14 protein-coding genes and 1 pseudogene are annotated in these 13,723 nt (G+C 66.4%); 12 read left to right on the top strand and 3 right to left on the bottom strand.

The features are described 5' to 3' along the window. Positions 1–275: 275 nt before the first annotated feature. Both BM282_RS16820 and BM282_RS16815 read left to right on the top strand, forming a co-directional pair. Positions 276–524: a hypothetical protein gene (locus tag BM282_RS16820; RefSeq protein ID WP_089883212.1), complete on the top strand. Its 249-nt coding sequence runs from the start codon at positions 276–278 to the stop codon at positions 522–524. A gap of 44 nt (positions 525–568) precedes the next feature. Further along, positions 569–814 carry a hypothetical protein gene (locus BM282_RS16815; protein WP_089883210.1) on the top strand — a complete coding sequence of 82 codons (246 nt, stop codon included), beginning with the start codon at positions 569–571 and terminating at the stop codon, positions 812–814. Here the strand turns inward: BM282_RS16815 and BM282_RS16810 are convergent. After that, entirely contained in the window at positions 811–1,452 is a 642-nt protein-coding gene (locus BM282_RS16810) for a metalloprotease (RefSeq protein WP_089883208.1), read from the bottom strand. The two genes, BM282_RS16815 and BM282_RS16810, sit on opposite strands and share 4 nt — an antisense overlap. A gap of 54 nt (positions 1,453–1,506) precedes the next feature. Continuing rightward, positions 1,507–3,183: a TraB/GumN family protein gene (locus tag BM282_RS16805; RefSeq protein ID WP_089883205.1), complete on the bottom strand. Its 1,677-nt coding sequence runs from the start codon at positions 3,181–3,183 to the stop codon at positions 1,507–1,509. A gap of 53 nt (positions 3,184–3,236) precedes the next feature. Here BM282_RS16805 and BM282_RS16800 point away from each other — a divergent pair, with 53 nt between their 5' ends. The 10 genes from BM282_RS16800 (at position 3,237) to dhaM (ending at position 13,106) form a co-directional block, all read left to right on the top strand. Next, the gene (locus BM282_RS16800; RefSeq protein WP_089883203.1) at positions 3,237–4,589 is read left to right on the top strand and encodes a glycerate kinase type-2 family protein; all 1,353 of its coding nucleotides are present in this window, start codon (positions 3,237–3,239) and stop codon (positions 4,587–4,589) included. Between the two features lie 81 nt (positions 4,590–4,670). Then, complete coding sequence (locus tag BM282_RS16795; protein WP_089883201.1) at positions 4,671–5,045, top strand: CBS domain-containing protein; 375 nt, start codon at positions 4,671–4,673, stop codon at positions 5,043–5,045. Positions 5,046–5,162: 117 nt separating this feature from the next. Next, positions 5,163–5,777, top strand: coding sequence for an ArsR/SmtB family transcription factor (locus BM282_RS16790; protein WP_089883200.1), 615 nt, complete (start codon positions 5,163–5,165; stop codon positions 5,775–5,777). Positions 5,778–5,859: 82 nt separating this feature from the next. Beyond that, complete coding sequence (locus tag BM282_RS16785; RefSeq protein ID WP_089883198.1) at positions 5,860–6,327, top strand: bifunctional nuclease family protein; 468 nt, start codon at positions 5,860–5,862, stop codon at positions 6,325–6,327. 68 nt (positions 6,328–6,395) lie between these two features. Further along, entirely contained in the window at positions 6,396–6,854 is a 459-nt protein-coding gene (locus BM282_RS16780; RefSeq protein WP_089883196.1) for a hypothetical protein, read from the top strand. A gap of 125 nt (positions 6,855–6,979) precedes the next feature. Then, positions 6,980–7,567 carry a hypothetical protein gene (locus BM282_RS16775; protein ID WP_089883194.1) on the top strand — a complete coding sequence of 196 codons (588 nt, stop codon included), beginning with the start codon at positions 6,980–6,982 and terminating at the stop codon, positions 7,565–7,567. A gap of 71 nt (positions 7,568–7,638) precedes the next feature. Beyond that, positions 7,639–10,770, top strand: a complete 3,132-nt coding sequence (gene ileS, locus BM282_RS16770; RefSeq protein ID WP_089883192.1) for an isoleucine--tRNA ligase — start codon at positions 7,639–7,641, stop codon at positions 10,768–10,770. 151 nt (positions 10,771–10,921) lie between these two features. Further along, on the top strand, positions 10,922–11,917 hold the full coding sequence (gene dhaK, locus BM282_RS16765; RefSeq protein WP_089883189.1) for a dihydroxyacetone kinase subunit DhaK: 996 nt from the start codon (positions 10,922–10,924) through the stop codon (positions 11,915–11,917). A 92-nt stretch (positions 11,918–12,009) separates the two neighbouring features. Beyond that, positions 12,010–12,720, top strand: coding sequence for a dihydroxyacetone kinase subunit DhaL (gene dhaL / locus BM282_RS16760; protein ID WP_089883508.1), 711 nt, complete (start codon positions 12,010–12,012; stop codon positions 12,718–12,720). Further along, positions 12,717–13,106 (top strand): dihydroxyacetone kinase phosphoryl donor subunit DhaM, encoded by a 390-nt coding sequence (dhaM, locus tag BM282_RS16755; protein ID WP_089883187.1) that lies wholly within the window; start codon positions 12,717–12,719, stop codon positions 13,104–13,106. The genes dhaL and dhaM overlap by 4 nt, the downstream gene beginning before the upstream one ends. Before the next feature lie 37 nt (positions 13,107–13,143). Here the strand turns inward: dhaM and BM282_RS16750 are convergent. Beyond that, a pseudogene (locus BM282_RS16750) lies at positions 13,144–13,723 on the bottom strand (hypothetical protein); the annotation flags it as partial.

Genomic DNA, 13,723 nt, shown 5'->3' with positions numbered 1-13,723 from the left:
GTCGCCCGCCGTCTCCCGACCGGGTCTTTACTACCCGGTGGCAACTCGTCGCGTAGGCTGTTCAAAACGCAGTTTCGAACCCAAGTCACGTCACAGTATCTCATGGTCTTCCAAAAGCGAATTAAAACAGTTTATGAACGTTCTAAACGTCTCTCGACCGTTCGTGAAACGTCGGTAAAACGCCGTTCAGCGTCGTAAATGGGACGAAAATGACGGTAAGTCTCGGTCGATTATATGTGGGATGGACACGTAGGAATCAGTGACGGTAACCAACGATGTCAAGCGTCCCCTCCACCCTCGAAAACACGCCCGTCCGACAGAGCATCGGCTTTGCCAACACGGCCGCTAAACTCACGCTCCGTTCCGCGGAGACGGTGACGTTCTGGGCGGCTATTCTCCTCCCGTTGACGTATCTCCCCCTCCTCCACGGCGGACTCGCCGCGGACGAGTCGCTCCACTTCGCGGCGCTTCTCGCCTGCAACCTGTTCGCCCTCGTCGCGGGACACGGCTACGGCCGCGACTGACGACACCTCGTACCCCGGACCCGGAACCTCCACGCCCGGACGGCGTGTCTCCCACGTCGCGTCCGATTCGCATCCCCGAAACGAGCCGTGTCCTCCGCACGGCCGGTCCCCTTACCGTCGTCCTTCCGCAGACTTCTCACCTCGCGAGCAACGCGGCGTCTCCGTCGGACTCGTCGGCCGGCGTCGTCGCCGTCTACTGGGCGCTCACGCCCGCGCTTCGCCGACTCCCGGCGGCGACGAACGTCGAACCGAACTCGTTCGGCGGCGCGGCCCGCGCGTCGTCCGACTAGAACAGGCCGAAGCCGAAGACGAACATCCCGACGACGAGGAGGAGCGACGGGACGAAGACGGCGGCGAACACCCCTTTGCTCCACGAGATGACGGTGTTGCCGTCGAGTGCGCCGAACGGGAGCATGTTGAACGCGGCGAGAAAGAGGTTGATGGTGACGCCGCGAGAGCCCACGAGACCGACGAACTCCGACCCGCCGAACACGCCGACGAGGAGGACGGGCAGGAAGACGGCGGCGAGGAAGAGGTTCGTCACCGGCCCGGCGAGGGCGATGAGTCCGTGTTCGCGTTCGGTGAGCATCCCGCGGTGGTGGACCGCTCCCGGCGCGGCGAAGATGAACCCGGCGAGCGAACTCATCACGGCGAGAAACAGCATCCCGTAGTCCGCGCGGAACTCCGCGACCTGTCCGTACCGGACGGCGACGACTTTGTGCGCGAGTTCGTGCAAGAGAAAGCCGATACCGGCGGTGAGGAGGCTGACGAGGAAGGGACCGAGGAGGCCGCCTTCGACGACGTTCGAGATGGCTGCCATCCCGCCGCCGGCGAAGAAGATGGCGAAGGCGAAGCCGAGTGCGACCCACGCGAGTCCGAGGTCACGGAGTTCGCGCGAACTGAATTGGAGCGACGTGTTCGTACTCATGTGTTCGAGTTAGAGACTGTTCGGGCGGCCCGTAGTTGGGCCTTGTGGGTGGTGTCAGGCGCGCGCGACGAGACCGAGGAGTATCTCCCAGCCGTTCTTCGCCCCCTCGAACATCAGGTCGATGATGCCCGCCGGGCCGCCCAGGTCGACGGCGAAGAGCGGGAGGATGTAGCCGACGAACAGCGCCGAGGCGACGATACTGCCGACGTTCGTCGCGGCGACGACCATGATGAGTCGGAACAGCGGGACGTCGAACATCTGCCCGACGAGTTCGCCGATGGGCGTCTCCTCGTCCGCGAGCAGGTCGTTCAGACGACCGATGTCGCCGACGTTCACCGACCGGTACTGCAGTTCCATGTAGCCCGTGAACCACCCGGGCGCGAGGAACGGGTTGATGGACGTCATCCAGGCGACGGCCCCGCCGACGAACGCGGACGTCCACCGCGCGCCCGCGAGTTTCGCGAGTCCGGCGGCGAACACGCCGTTGATGAGGAACCACGCGCCGAACAGGCGAATCAGCGTGTCGTTGCCGGCCGTCGAGAGGGCCAGAAGGCCGAAGAAGCCGACGACGACCACCGAGATGGCCGTTCCGACGATTTTTGCCCACGGAACTCCGCCCGAGGGGTCGCCCGTCAGCGAGTCCATCGGCGGCAGTTCGTGCGGGTTCGCGAGGTAGCGTTCGATTCCCTCGCGGTGACCCGCGCCGACGACGGCGACGACGTGTCGGCCGGACTGACGCAGGGCGACGAGTTGGTGGGCGATGTAGGCGTCGCGTTCGTCGATGAGCGCTTGCGCGCCGCCCGGCGAGAACTCGCGGAACTCCTCCATCATCGCGCTCACCACGTCTGTGTCGGTCATCGCGCTGATGTCCATCTCCTCTATCTCGTCGACGTCGCCGCCCGCCCCGCTTCCGAAGGCCGTGCCGAGCGTCGCGGCCAGACCGCCGAGGAGGAGGCCGGTTCCGATGCCGATGGTGAGACTCCCCAGCGTCCGCACGGAGAACGGGCTCAGATTCGCGACGAGTGGGTCGGCGAGGCCGAAGCCGACACCGGCGACCATCCCGGCGGCGACGCCGCCACCGGCGGCGAGGAGGGCGCGTTCGTCCGTCGCGAGGAAGGACTTGCCGACGACCCAGAGGGCGGCGGCGACGGCGACGAAGACGACGAGTCCGCCGGTGACGCGCGAGAGGACCGGTAGGCCGATGCCCAGCGAGTCGCCGAACAGACCGACTATCGGCCCGAAGAGCAGACCCAAGAACAGGCCGAGGACGACGGCGACGCCGCGCCTGTCGCCGAGGCCGAAGGCGAGTCCGCCCACCATCTGGAGTTTCTCGACGAAACTCATCCGCGACCAGAAGCGTCGCATCGTCTCGTTGATGTCGCGGTCCACGAGTGCGACGTCGATGCCCATCCCTTCGGCCGTCTCGACGGCCGCGAGCATGTCCGCGCCCGGTTGCACGTCGAACTTCTCGCCGAGTTGCGCCTGGACGTACGACAGCATCCAGTAGGCGATGAACTGGAAGACGGTGTTGCCGCTGAGCAAGTCGCTCGCCTCGATGTCGTCGGGCGTGCCGCCCTTCATCTGTCGGTACCGACCCTCGTCGAGTTCGACGGCGACGACGTCCGGGCGTTCCTCCGCGACGACTTCCTCGACTTCGCGGACGCTGTCCTCGGAGACGTGTGCCGTCCCGACGACGCGGACGCGACCCTCTCCGGCCGCTTCCTGACTCATTACCTCCGGATTTCGGGCCACGCTTTTTACCCTTGTCGGAGCATCTCGCACCCATGCACGACCTCTCGTTCGACGCCGAGACGCCGACGAGCGCCCACGAAACGGCGCTCGCGTGTCTCTTGGACGCCGTCGCGGCCGTCCTCCCAGACCGAGTCGTTCGCGACGCCGTCTCCGTCGACGGCGACGGCCTCGTCGTCGCCGACGCGACGTACGACCTCTCCGACTTCGACCGCCTCCTCGTCGTCGGCGGCGGGAAGGCGGGCGACGGCGTCGCGGACGCCCTCGAAGCCGTCCTCGGCGACCGAATCGACGGCGGCGTCGTCGTCGCGCCAGAACCCGGACGCGGCGACCGAATCCGGCGGCTTCCGGGCGCACACCCCGTCCCCTCCGCCGAGGGCGTCGAGAGCGCCGAGCGAATCGTCGAGTTGCTCTCGGACGCCGACGAGAGGACCCTCGTCCTCGCCGTCGTCACCGGCGGCGCGAGCGCCGTGATTCCGACGCCCGCCGACGGCGTCTCGCTCTCGGACCTCCAGGCGACGACGGACGCGCTTCTCAAGTCGGGCGCGCACATCGGAGAACTGAACGCCGTCAGAAAACACCTCTCGACGCTGAAAGGCGGCGGACTCGCCCGACTCGCCGCGCCCGCGACGGTGGTCGGACTGGTGCTCAGCGACGTCGTCGGCAACGACTTGGGCACCATCGCCTCCGGCCCCACGGCGCCCGACGAGACGACGTACGACGACGCCCTGTCGGTGCTCGACCGGTACGGCCTCGACGTCCCCGAGAGCGTCCGGACGCGCCTCGAACGCGGCGCACGCGGCGAACTCGACGAGACGCCGAAGCCCGGTGACGCCGCGTTCGACCGGGTGACGAACCACGTCCTCGCCGACGGTCACACCGCGCTCTCGGCGGCGCGAGAGACGGCCGAACAGCGAGGCTACGACGCGCTCGTCCTCTCCTCTCGCGTCCGCGGCGAGGCGCGCGAGGCGGCGAAGACCCACGTCGCCGTCGCCGAAGAGATGGCGGTGACGGGCGACCCGCTCTCGGCCCCCGCCGTCGTCCTCTCCGGCGGCGAGTGCACGGTCACCGTCCGCGGCGAGGGCGAGGGCGGCCCGAACCTGGAGTTCTGCCTCTCGGCGGCCCGCGAACTCGGAACCGACGCCGTCGTCGCCGCGATGGACAGCGACGGCGAGGACGGGGGAACGACCGTCGCGGGGGCGATGGTGGACGCGTCGACGGCCGAGGGTATCACCGCGGAACGCGAGGCGGCGACTGCGCTGGCCGAGAACGACGCGCTCCCGTTCCTCCGCAACCGAGACTGCCTGATTCGGACGGGGCCGACGGGGACCAACGTGAACGACCTGCGGGTTGCGGTCGTGGAGGCGTCGGCGGACGACCGCGTCTGAGCGGCCGCCGTCCTCCCGCGCCTCGCGCCGAGTCCGACGTCCGTTCGCACCTTTATATCGCTCGTCTTCGTCCGTGTTGGTATGAGTTCTCAAGACAGAGTTACCGTCGCGGACGTGATGTCGACGCCGCTGGAGACTATCTCTCCCACGGCGACCGTAATCGAGGCCGCGCGGCGGATGCGCGAGAAAGAGATCAACGCCCTCGTGGTCGAGACCTCTCCGCGAGCGATAATCAGCAGTACGGACGTCTTGGACGCCGTCGCCGAGGGCGAGAACGTTTCGACGCTGAACGTATCGGACGTGATGACGACCGACGTCGAGACGGCGACTCCGGACCTCTACATGGAGGAGGTGGCCGCGATGATGACCACCTACGGCATCAAGCACCTCCCCGTCGTGGACGACGACTACGTCGGGATGGTCTCCTCCACCGACGTCGCGGCCTACCTCTCGTAGCGGTCCGGTCCGTCCGGACTCGCCGAGACCGCCGTCCTTCGCTTCGGCTGGTCGGCGGGTCGGCGCGGACCCCGGACGAGCAACAAGTTTGTATCCTGTGACGGCATACCGGTCCGCATGGCTCGCTTACTGCCCTCCGCGTCGAAGACCGAAGTCGACGCCTCCCCTCGCGTCATCGGTCTCGACGACGACGAGGCCGACGACCTCCTGTCGGCGCTCTCCTCTTCGACGGCCCGTCGCCTCCTCGCCGTCCTCCACGAGGAACCGGCGAACGCGGCCGCCCTCGCCGACAGCATCGACACCTCCCTGCAGAACGTCCAGTACCACCTCGGCCGTCTGGAAGGCGCCGGGGCCGTCGAAGTCGTCGACACCGTCTACTCCGAGAAGGGTCGCGAGATGAAGGTGTACGCCCCCTCGGACAAACCGCTCGTGGTCGTCGCAGCCGACAAAGAGGAGACGACGGGGCTCATGACCGCGCTCCGCCGCCTCCTCGCGGGCGTCGCCGTCGTCGCGTTCGCCAGCCTCCTCGTCCAGTGGGCCATCGTCGGACTGCCGTTCGTCGCGCAGACGGGGAGCGAGGCGGGCGGGGCGGACGCGGCGACCGTCGAGGCCGCACGGGCCGCCGACGAGGCGGCGACGGCCGTGGGTCTTCCCCCCGGACTCGTCTTCTTCCTCGGCGGACTGAGCGTGCTCCTCGTCTGGTCTGCGGTGTGGTACCTCCGGCGAGAGTGAGCCTCCGTCGTGCGGTGACCGACCGGAGTGAGACGCCGTGTCGTGGGGTAGGTATTCATACCCCGCGCACGAACTCGCACGTATGAATCACCGGGCCGAGGTGAAGGGTATCGGTGTCGGCCTCGACGCCGAGGGGGGGAGCGTTCCCGCGGTCATCCTCCACGCCCGTAACGAGTATCTCCCCATCGTCATCACCTCCGACCAAGCACAGGCTATCCAACTGGCTCTCTCCGGAGAACCGTTCGAGCGACCGCTGACGCACGACCTCTTGGTGGACATGATAACCGAGTTCGGCGGGGCCATCGACACCATCCGCATCGACGACCTCTCGGACGGCACCTTCTTCGCGAAGATAGACGCGGAACGCTACGAGAACGGCGAACCGAAGACGTTCGTCTTCGACGCCAGACCGAGCGACGCCGTCGCTCTCGCCGTCCGCGTCGACTGCCCCATCGTCGTCTCCGACGAAGTGCTAGACGAGGCGGGGCAACCGCCCGAACGCTTCGACGTGGGCGAACCCTCCGAGGGTCCCGACGACGTGGACTTCTAACCGCTCTCGACTCCCCCCGACTCTCTCGGAGGGCGTCGCTTTTACCCGACGACGACGAACTACGAGTCATGCCTCTCGACGTGGACCCGCCGTCGCCACCGGAACTCAGTCCGTCTATCGACCCGAACGAGTACGACGACGCCGAAGTCGTCGGCGACGACGACTACCGCCGCGAGGAACTGTCGGCGTTCCTCCGCGAGGGAGCGTGGGCGGAGGCGTTCGAGCAGTGGGCCGCCGACGCGGCGGTCACGGAGGAGGAGTGGGAAATCGTCACCGACCTCGGGATGGGGTCGGACTTCGACTTCTTCTGGGACGACTTCGCCGGACGCGTCGGCTACCACGCGCCCGGCCTCCCGCAGGACTGGAAAGAGCGAGGAGTCCACCCGGACCTCACGTCGTGGAAGCAGGTGTCGAGCATCAACGCCGGTCTCACGGAGTTCGGCCAGACGGTGTGCGACGTGCTCAAAGACGACTACATCGACTGGGAGTCCGAGTACGAAGCGCCGGACGACCTGCCCGACTTCTGAGTCGGCGTGAGAAACTATAGTAGCGTCTGTAAGTCACCACTCACTCGACCGCACGACAGCGTGCGGTCGGATGCGAAGACAGTTGCAGACGCTACTATTTTGTCGGCTCGCGAACGAGTCGACGTATGCGACGACGCGCCCTCCTCTCCGCCGCCGCACTCACCACCGGTCTCGCCGGTTGTCTCGACGCCGCCCAGCGACAGGTCCGCGGCCGCATCGACATGGACCACGCGGTGGCGGCGCTTCACCCCGCGGACGAACCGTGGATTCGCGGCGGCCTCTCGGCGGACGAGAACCGGACGTACCACGCCGAACTGTTCGCCGAAGCGCCGCCGGACGACGCCGACGTGTTCACCGAGGCGTATCCGCAGAGAGAGGAATCGCTCGACAACGACGTGCGGAACGACGACTACTCGACGGGCTTTCTCCTCCTGTTCGAGGTGAAGTCCTCACGAGAGGAGGCGTACACTGCCATGCCGACGACTATTCACGGCGAACTCGCGTGGGCCGGAATCGACGGTATCTCGCTTCCTCTCGAACGTTACGAGTACGGTTCGGACCTCCCCGAGACAGTCGGTGACGCGGACGAAGTCGTCTGTACGATGCTCGCGCGGTACGAGGTCAGGCGGAATCCGAAGACGGCGACCGTTCGGGTGTACGACGAGAAGGGGAGTCCGCGAAGCGGGAGTCTCACGGCGCGGTCGCGGTTGTAGTCGCGTCCCGGTCACGGAACCGTTCGCACGGTTCCACGGACTTGATATACGTTCCCGAATTGTCCTCCTGTATGGACGACCTACCCGACCAGTACACGCCGACGGACGTAGAGTCCGCGGTCGGCGACTACTGGGACGAGGAGAACGCCTACGAGGCGACGAAGGAGGCGCACGCCGACGACCCCGCTTTCTTCTTCGTCGACGGCCCGCCGTACACCTCCGGACAGATGCACCTCGGGACGGCGTGGAACAAGACGCTGAAGGACGCTATCATCCGCTACAAGCGCATGACGGGCCACCGGGTCACGGACCGCCCGGGCTACGACATGCACGGCCTCCCCATCGAGGTCAAGGTCGAAGAGGAACTCGGCTTCGAGACCAAGCGCGACATCGAGGAGTACGGCATGGAGGCGTTCATCGAGGAGTGCAAGTCGTTCGCCGAACGCAACCGCGTGGCGATGGACGACGACTTCCAGTCTATCGGCGTCTGGATGGACTGGGACGACCCGTACAAGACGATGTCGCCGGAGTACATGGAGGCGGCGTGGTGGGCGTTCCAGCAGGTCGCAGACCGCGGACTCGTCGAACAGGGCAAACGCTCGGTCAACTACTGCCCGCGGTGTCAGACCGCCATCGCGGCGAACGAAGTCGAGTACGACGAGATAGAGTCGCCGTCCATCTACGTGAAGTTCCCTCTGAAGGAGAAGGAGGGGAACCTCGTCATCTGGACGACGACGCCGTGGACCATCCCCGCGAACACGTTCGTCGCCGTCGACGGCGAGATGACCTATCAGGCCGTCCGCGCCGAGAAAGACGGCGAGAGCGAGGTCCTCTACGTCGCCGAACCCTGCGTCGAGGCCGTCCTGAAGAAGGGTCGCTACGAGGACTACGAAGTCATAGCGGAAGTCTCCGGCGAGGAGATGGTCGGCTGGGAGTACGACCACCCCCTCCGCGAGGAGGTCACCGAGTACGCCGATTTCGAGGGTGCCGGAGAGGTGTACACCGCCGACTACGTCGAGGCCGACCGGACCGGACTGGTCCACTCCGCACCCGGCCACGGGCAGGAGGACTTCGCTCGCGGTCAGGAACTGGGACTGGACGTGTACGTTCCCGTCGACGGCCGCGGCGAGTTCACCGAACAGGCGGGTAAGTACGCCGGGGCGTTCGTCCGCGACGCCAACGACGATATCGTCGACGACCTGCGCGAGAACGGGAGTCTGCTCCACTCGGGCGAACACCACCACCGCTACGGTCACTGCTGGCGGTGCGACACGGACATCATCTTCCTCGCCACCGACCAGTGGTTCATCACGGTCACCGACATCAAAGACGAACTCCTCGCCAACATCGAGGACTCCGAGTGGCACCCGCAGTGGGCGCGCGACAACCGCTTCCACGACTTCGTCTCGGACGCGCCCGACTGGAACATCTCGCGGCAGCGCTACTGGGGGATTCCGCTCCCCATCTGGCAGGCCGACGACGGCGACTTCCTCGTCGTGGGCACGCGCGAGGAGTTAGCCGAACGCGCCGACCAAGACGTCGACCCCGACGAACTCGACCTGCACCGACCCGCGGTGGACCCCCTCACCATCACCGAGGACGGCACGACGTACGAACGCGTGCCGGACGTGTTCGACGTGTGGATAGACTCCTCCGTCGCCTCGTGGGGGACGCTCGACTACCCCGGAAACGAGGCCGACTTCGAGGAACTGTGGCCCGCGGACCTCATCGTCGAAGCGCACGACCAGACCCGCGGGTGGTTCTGGTCGCAACTCGGCATGGGAACCGCCGCTCTCGGCGAGATTCCGTACGAGGAGGTACTCATGCACGGGTTCGCCAACGACGAGAACGGCCGGAAGATGTCGAAGTCGCTCGGCAACATCGTCACCCCCGAGGAGGCCATCGACCGGGCGGGGCGCGACCCCCTCCGAGCGTACCTCCTGAGCCACGACCAGCAGGGTGTGGACCTCTCGTTCGAGTGGGACGGACTCGGCGACACCCAGTCGTCTCTGAACATCTTCTGGAACGTCTTCCGGTTTCCCCTGCCGTACATGGAACTGGACGGCTACGACCCGTCGAACCCGGACCTCTCCGATGGCGAACTCACTCTCGTCGACGAGTGGGTGCTCTCGCGCCTGCAGACCGTGAAGGCCACCGTCGACGAGGCGTGGGAGAACTACGAGATTCACGACGCCCTGAACGCGGTGCTCGACTTCGTGACGCAGGACGTCTCGCGGTTCTACGTGAAGGCCATCCGCGAACGGATGTGGGAAGAGGAGGACTCCGACTCGAAACGCGGCGCGTACGCGACGCTCGCGACCGTGCTGAACGAGACGGTGCGCCTCGTCGCGCCGTTCACGCCGTACGTCGCAGAACGGATGTACCAGCACCTCGACGGGAGCGAGACGAGCGTCCACGCACTCGACTACCCGACGGTCGACGACGAGTGGCGTGACCTCGAACTCGAACGCAACATGGCCGTCCTGCGGAGCGTCGAAGAGGCGGCCGCGAACGCCCGCCAACAGGGCGAACGCAAACTCCGCTGGCCCGTCCCGCGCGTCGTCGTCGAGAGCGCGGACGAGACGGTCGCCGAGGCCGTCGAAGCGCTCTCCGACCTCCTCGCCGACCGGGTGAACACCCGGAGCGTCGAAGTGGTCGAGACGTTCGACGAACTCGTGGAGTACGCCGACCCGCAGATGGGAGTCATCGGTCCCGCTTTCGGCGGCGACGCCCAGAAGGTGATGGAGGCCGTGAAGGGCGCGACGCGCGCCGAGGTCGAGTCCGGTATCAAAGTCGACGGCGAGACGGTCGACCTCACCGACGAGATGGTCGAGTACCGCGCCGAACCCCCCGAGAACGTCCACGGTGCCGACTTCCTCGGAATCGACGACGGCGAGGGCGGCGTCGTCTACGTCGACACCTCGCTCACCGAAGAGATAGAGGCCGAGGGGTACGCCCGCGACGTGATTCGCCGCATCCAAGAGATGCGAAAGCGACTCGACTTGGACGTCGAAGAGGAGATAGCCGTCTCCTTGGACGTGCAGGACGACCGAGTCGCGAACCTCGTCGCGCGCCACGACAACCTCGTCATGGAGGAAGTGCGGGCGACGACGCTCGACGCGGACGGCGACGACACCGACCTCACGGAAGAGTGGGACGTCGAAGGCGTGACTATCGTCATCGGCGTGACGAGAACGGCGTAACACCGACGGGATAACACGGACGACATCGGTCGCCTCTCGACGCGCCGTCTGGGTTACCCTTCGCACGGTTTTTTCGCACGACGAAGCCGCGGTTTCCAGTTGAACCGCAGCCAACACTTTTGCTCTCGTCCGCCGTTGTGCACGGTGGACCATGAAGAAACTCGTAAACGACCCATCGGACTACGTGGACGAGATGCTGGACGGGATGACCGCGGCGTACCCCGACAGACTCCGGCGTCTCGACGGAACGAAAGTGCTCGTCCGGGCGGACGGCCCGGTGGACGGAAAGGTCGCCATCGTCTCGGGTGGGGGAAGCGGACACGAACCGACACACGCGGGCTACATCGGCGACGGGATGCTGGACGGGGCGGCGTCGGGTGAGGTGTTCACCTCGCCGACGGCGAACGAACTGAACGAGATGATACAGGCCTGCGACGCGGGCGAGGGCGTCCTCTGCGTCGTGAAGAACTACGAGGGCGACGTGATGAACTTCGATACGGCCGCCGAGATGGCCGAGATGGAGGACATCGACGTGGCGCAGGTGGTCGTCAACGACGACGTGGCCGTCGAGGACTCGCTGTACACGTCGGGTCGCCGCGGCGTCTGCGGCACCATCCTCGTCCACAAGGCCGTCGGCGCGAAGGCCGCCGCGGGCGGGAGTCTCGACGAGGTACAGGCGGTCGGCGAGAAAGTCATCGACAACGTGCGGACGATGGGGATGGCGCTCACGTCGTGTATCACGCCCGAGAAGGGCGAAGAGACGTTCGACCTCGGCGACGACGAGATAGAACTCGGTATCGGCATCCACGGCGAACCCGGAACCGAGCGCACCGATATGATGACGGCCGACGAAGTGGCCGAACACCTGACCGAGAACGTCCTCTCGGACCTCGAAGTCGAGGCGGGCGAGGAAGTCGTCACCATCGTCAACGGGATGGGCGGGACGCCGCTCTCGGAACTGTTCATCGTGAACCGAAAGGTGCAGGAGTTACTCGACGACCGCGGTATCGAGACGTGGGACGCGTGGGTCGGCGACTACATGACCTCGCTCGACATGATGGGGTGTTCGGTCACCGTCTGTCGCGTCGACGACGAACTGAAGGACCTGCTCGACGCCGACGTGGACACGCCCGCGCTGAAGGACTGAATCGGACGCCGTCGGCCGCGACTGCCGCGAACTGACACGTCTATTTTTCCGGCCGCCGTAGTTTCAAGCCGACCGCGGCCGTGTACGTCGGTATGGCCGACGAATCCGTCCAACGCGAGGCGCTCATCGCCGCTATCGAGAACGTAGCGGCGCGTATCGAAGCGGAGAAATCGACGCTGACGGACCTCGACTCCGCCATCGGCGACGCCGACCACGGCAACAACATGCACCGTGGTTTCGAAGCCGTCGTCGAGAAGGTCGACGAGTTCGAGGAGATGTCGCCCGCGGACATCGTGAAGACGGTGGGGACGACCATCATCGGCAACGTCGGCGGCGCGTCCGGACCGCTGTACGGTGGCTCTCTCATGTCGGCCAGCCAGGAACTCGAAGACGGCATTACGGCCGAGACGTCTATCGCGTTCGCGGAGGCGTATCTGGAGAAGGTGAAAGACCGCGGCGACGCCCACCTCGGCGCGAAGACGATGGTGGATGCACTGACGCCCGCCGTCCACACGTACAAGAAGTCCATCGAACACGACGACCTTCCGCCGCTGACGGCGTTCGCGAAGGCCGTCGACGCGGCCGAACGCGGCGTCGAGTTTACCGTTCCCATCCGCGCGGCGAAGGGGCGAGCGTCGTTCCTCGGGTGGCGGTCCGTCGGGCATCAAGACCCCGGCGCGACGAGCACGCTGTTCATCATGCAAGAGATTCTGAAGACCGCCGAGGAGTACTTAGACGGTGAGACCGACGCCGAAGCGGTCGCCGAGTCGGTTCCCGACGAAGACCCGGAGGAGGCCAAATGATCGGACTCGTCGTGGTCTCGCACAGCGAGAAAGCCGCGGAAGGTATCTGCGACATCGCCGCGCAGATGGGCGGCGGCAGCGCGCGAATCGAGGCCGCCGGCGGCGACGGCGAGGGCGAAATCGGAACGAACGCGAACCGAATCGTCGACGCCATCGAGACGGCCGACGACGGCGACGGCGTCGTCGTCCTCGTCGACCTCGGGAGCGCCGTCATGAACACCGAACTCGCGTTCGAGATGACGGACGTGGAGGCGGTCATCGCCGACGCGCCCGTCCTCGAAGGAACGCTGAACGCCGCCGTCGAGTCCACGTCCTCGAAGGCGACGCTGGACTCCGTCGTCGACTCCGCAGAAGACGCGCGCGACTACCACAAACTGAACGACTGAGACGACGACTCGAAAAACAGGGTGGCCTCGTTCGGCGTTAGAGGCCGAGGGTGGCGACCCAGGAGGAACTGGGGAAGACGCCGGCGATGTGGAGGACGGCGATAAGGAACGTCCCGAAGACGATGGCCGCCGCGGGCGGGTCCCAGTGGGTGTCGCCGTGCGCGTAGAAGATGCGCTGGAACACCTCACCGAACAGCGCACAGACGACCCCGAAGACCGCGGCGACGACGAGCGCGACGACGAGCGACCCCTCGCCACCGTTCGTCACCGCCAGTGCCGCCGTGCTTCCTGGTAGAGCCATGTGGTGGGTGACCGGAATCTTCTCGACGCCCAGATTCAAGAACAGCAGCGACGCCGCGCTGATACCGAACGCGAGGAACGCGCTCCCCGTGGTCATCGCGATGTAGCCGCCGAGGATGCCGACGACGAGGCCAATCATCGCGACGTTGCCCCACTTGTACTGGTGCGGAAGCCACGGTTCGACCGCCAGTCGGTCAGCAGTCGCCGTGCCGCCGTCGGTTTCGACGCCGCCGTCGGCCGCCGCGTCACCGATGACGCGCATCTCTTCGCGCTCGAACGGCGACATGTCGAGGGGACCGTCACCGCGAACTTTGCCG

The organism is Halogeometricum limi (assembly GCF_900115785.1).
GTDB classification, from domain to species: domain Archaea; phylum Halobacteriota; class Halobacteria; order Halobacteriales; family Haloferacaceae; genus Halogeometricum; species Halogeometricum limi.
The sequence above is the reverse complement of the archived record's forward strand: the minus strand, read 5'-3'. Positions and strand labels throughout refer to the sequence as shown.

Excerpts from the sequence above, each read along its gene's own strand:
- BM282_RS16800 (WP_089883203.1), top strand. The coding sequence starts at position 3,237 with ATGCACGACCTCTCGTTCGACGCCGAGACGCCGACGAGCGCCCACGAA.
- BM282_RS16805 (WP_089883205.1), bottom strand. The coding sequence starts at position 3,183 with ATGAGTCAGGAAGCGGCCGGAGAGGGTCGCGTCCGCGTCGTCGGGACG.
- BM282_RS16790 (WP_089883200.1), top strand. The coding sequence starts at position 5,163 with ATGGCTCGCTTACTGCCCTCCGCGTCGAAGACCGAAGTCGACGCCTCC.
- BM282_RS16775 (WP_089883194.1), top strand. The coding sequence starts at position 6,980 with ATGCGACGACGCGCCCTCCTCTCCGCCGCCGCACTCACCACCGGTCTC.
- dhaM (WP_089883187.1), top strand. The coding sequence starts at position 12,717 with ATGATCGGACTCGTCGTGGTCTCGCACAGCGAGAAAGCCGCGGAAGGT.
- dhaL (WP_089883508.1), top strand. The coding sequence starts at position 12,010 with ATGGCCGACGAATCCGTCCAACGCGAGGCGCTCATCGCCGCTATCGAG.
- dhaK (WP_089883189.1), top strand. The coding sequence starts at position 10,922 with ATGAAGAAACTCGTAAACGACCCATCGGACTACGTGGACGAGATGCTG.
- BM282_RS16795 (WP_089883201.1), top strand. The coding sequence starts at position 4,671 with ATGAGTTCTCAAGACAGAGTTACCGTCGCGGACGTGATGTCGACGCCG.
- ileS (WP_089883192.1), top strand. The coding sequence starts at position 7,639 with ATGGACGACCTACCCGACCAGTACACGCCGACGGACGTAGAGTCCGCG.
- BM282_RS16820 (WP_089883212.1), top strand. The coding sequence starts at position 276 with ATGTCAAGCGTCCCCTCCACCCTCGAAAACACGCCCGTCCGACAGAGC.
- BM282_RS16785 (WP_089883198.1), top strand. The coding sequence starts at position 5,860 with ATGAATCACCGGGCCGAGGTGAAGGGTATCGGTGTCGGCCTCGACGCC.
- BM282_RS16810 (WP_089883208.1), bottom strand. The coding sequence starts at position 1,452 with ATGAGTACGAACACGTCGCTCCAATTCAGTTCGCGCGAACTCCGTGAC.
- BM282_RS16780 (WP_089883196.1), top strand. The coding sequence starts at position 6,396 with ATGCCTCTCGACGTGGACCCGCCGTCGCCACCGGAACTCAGTCCGTCT.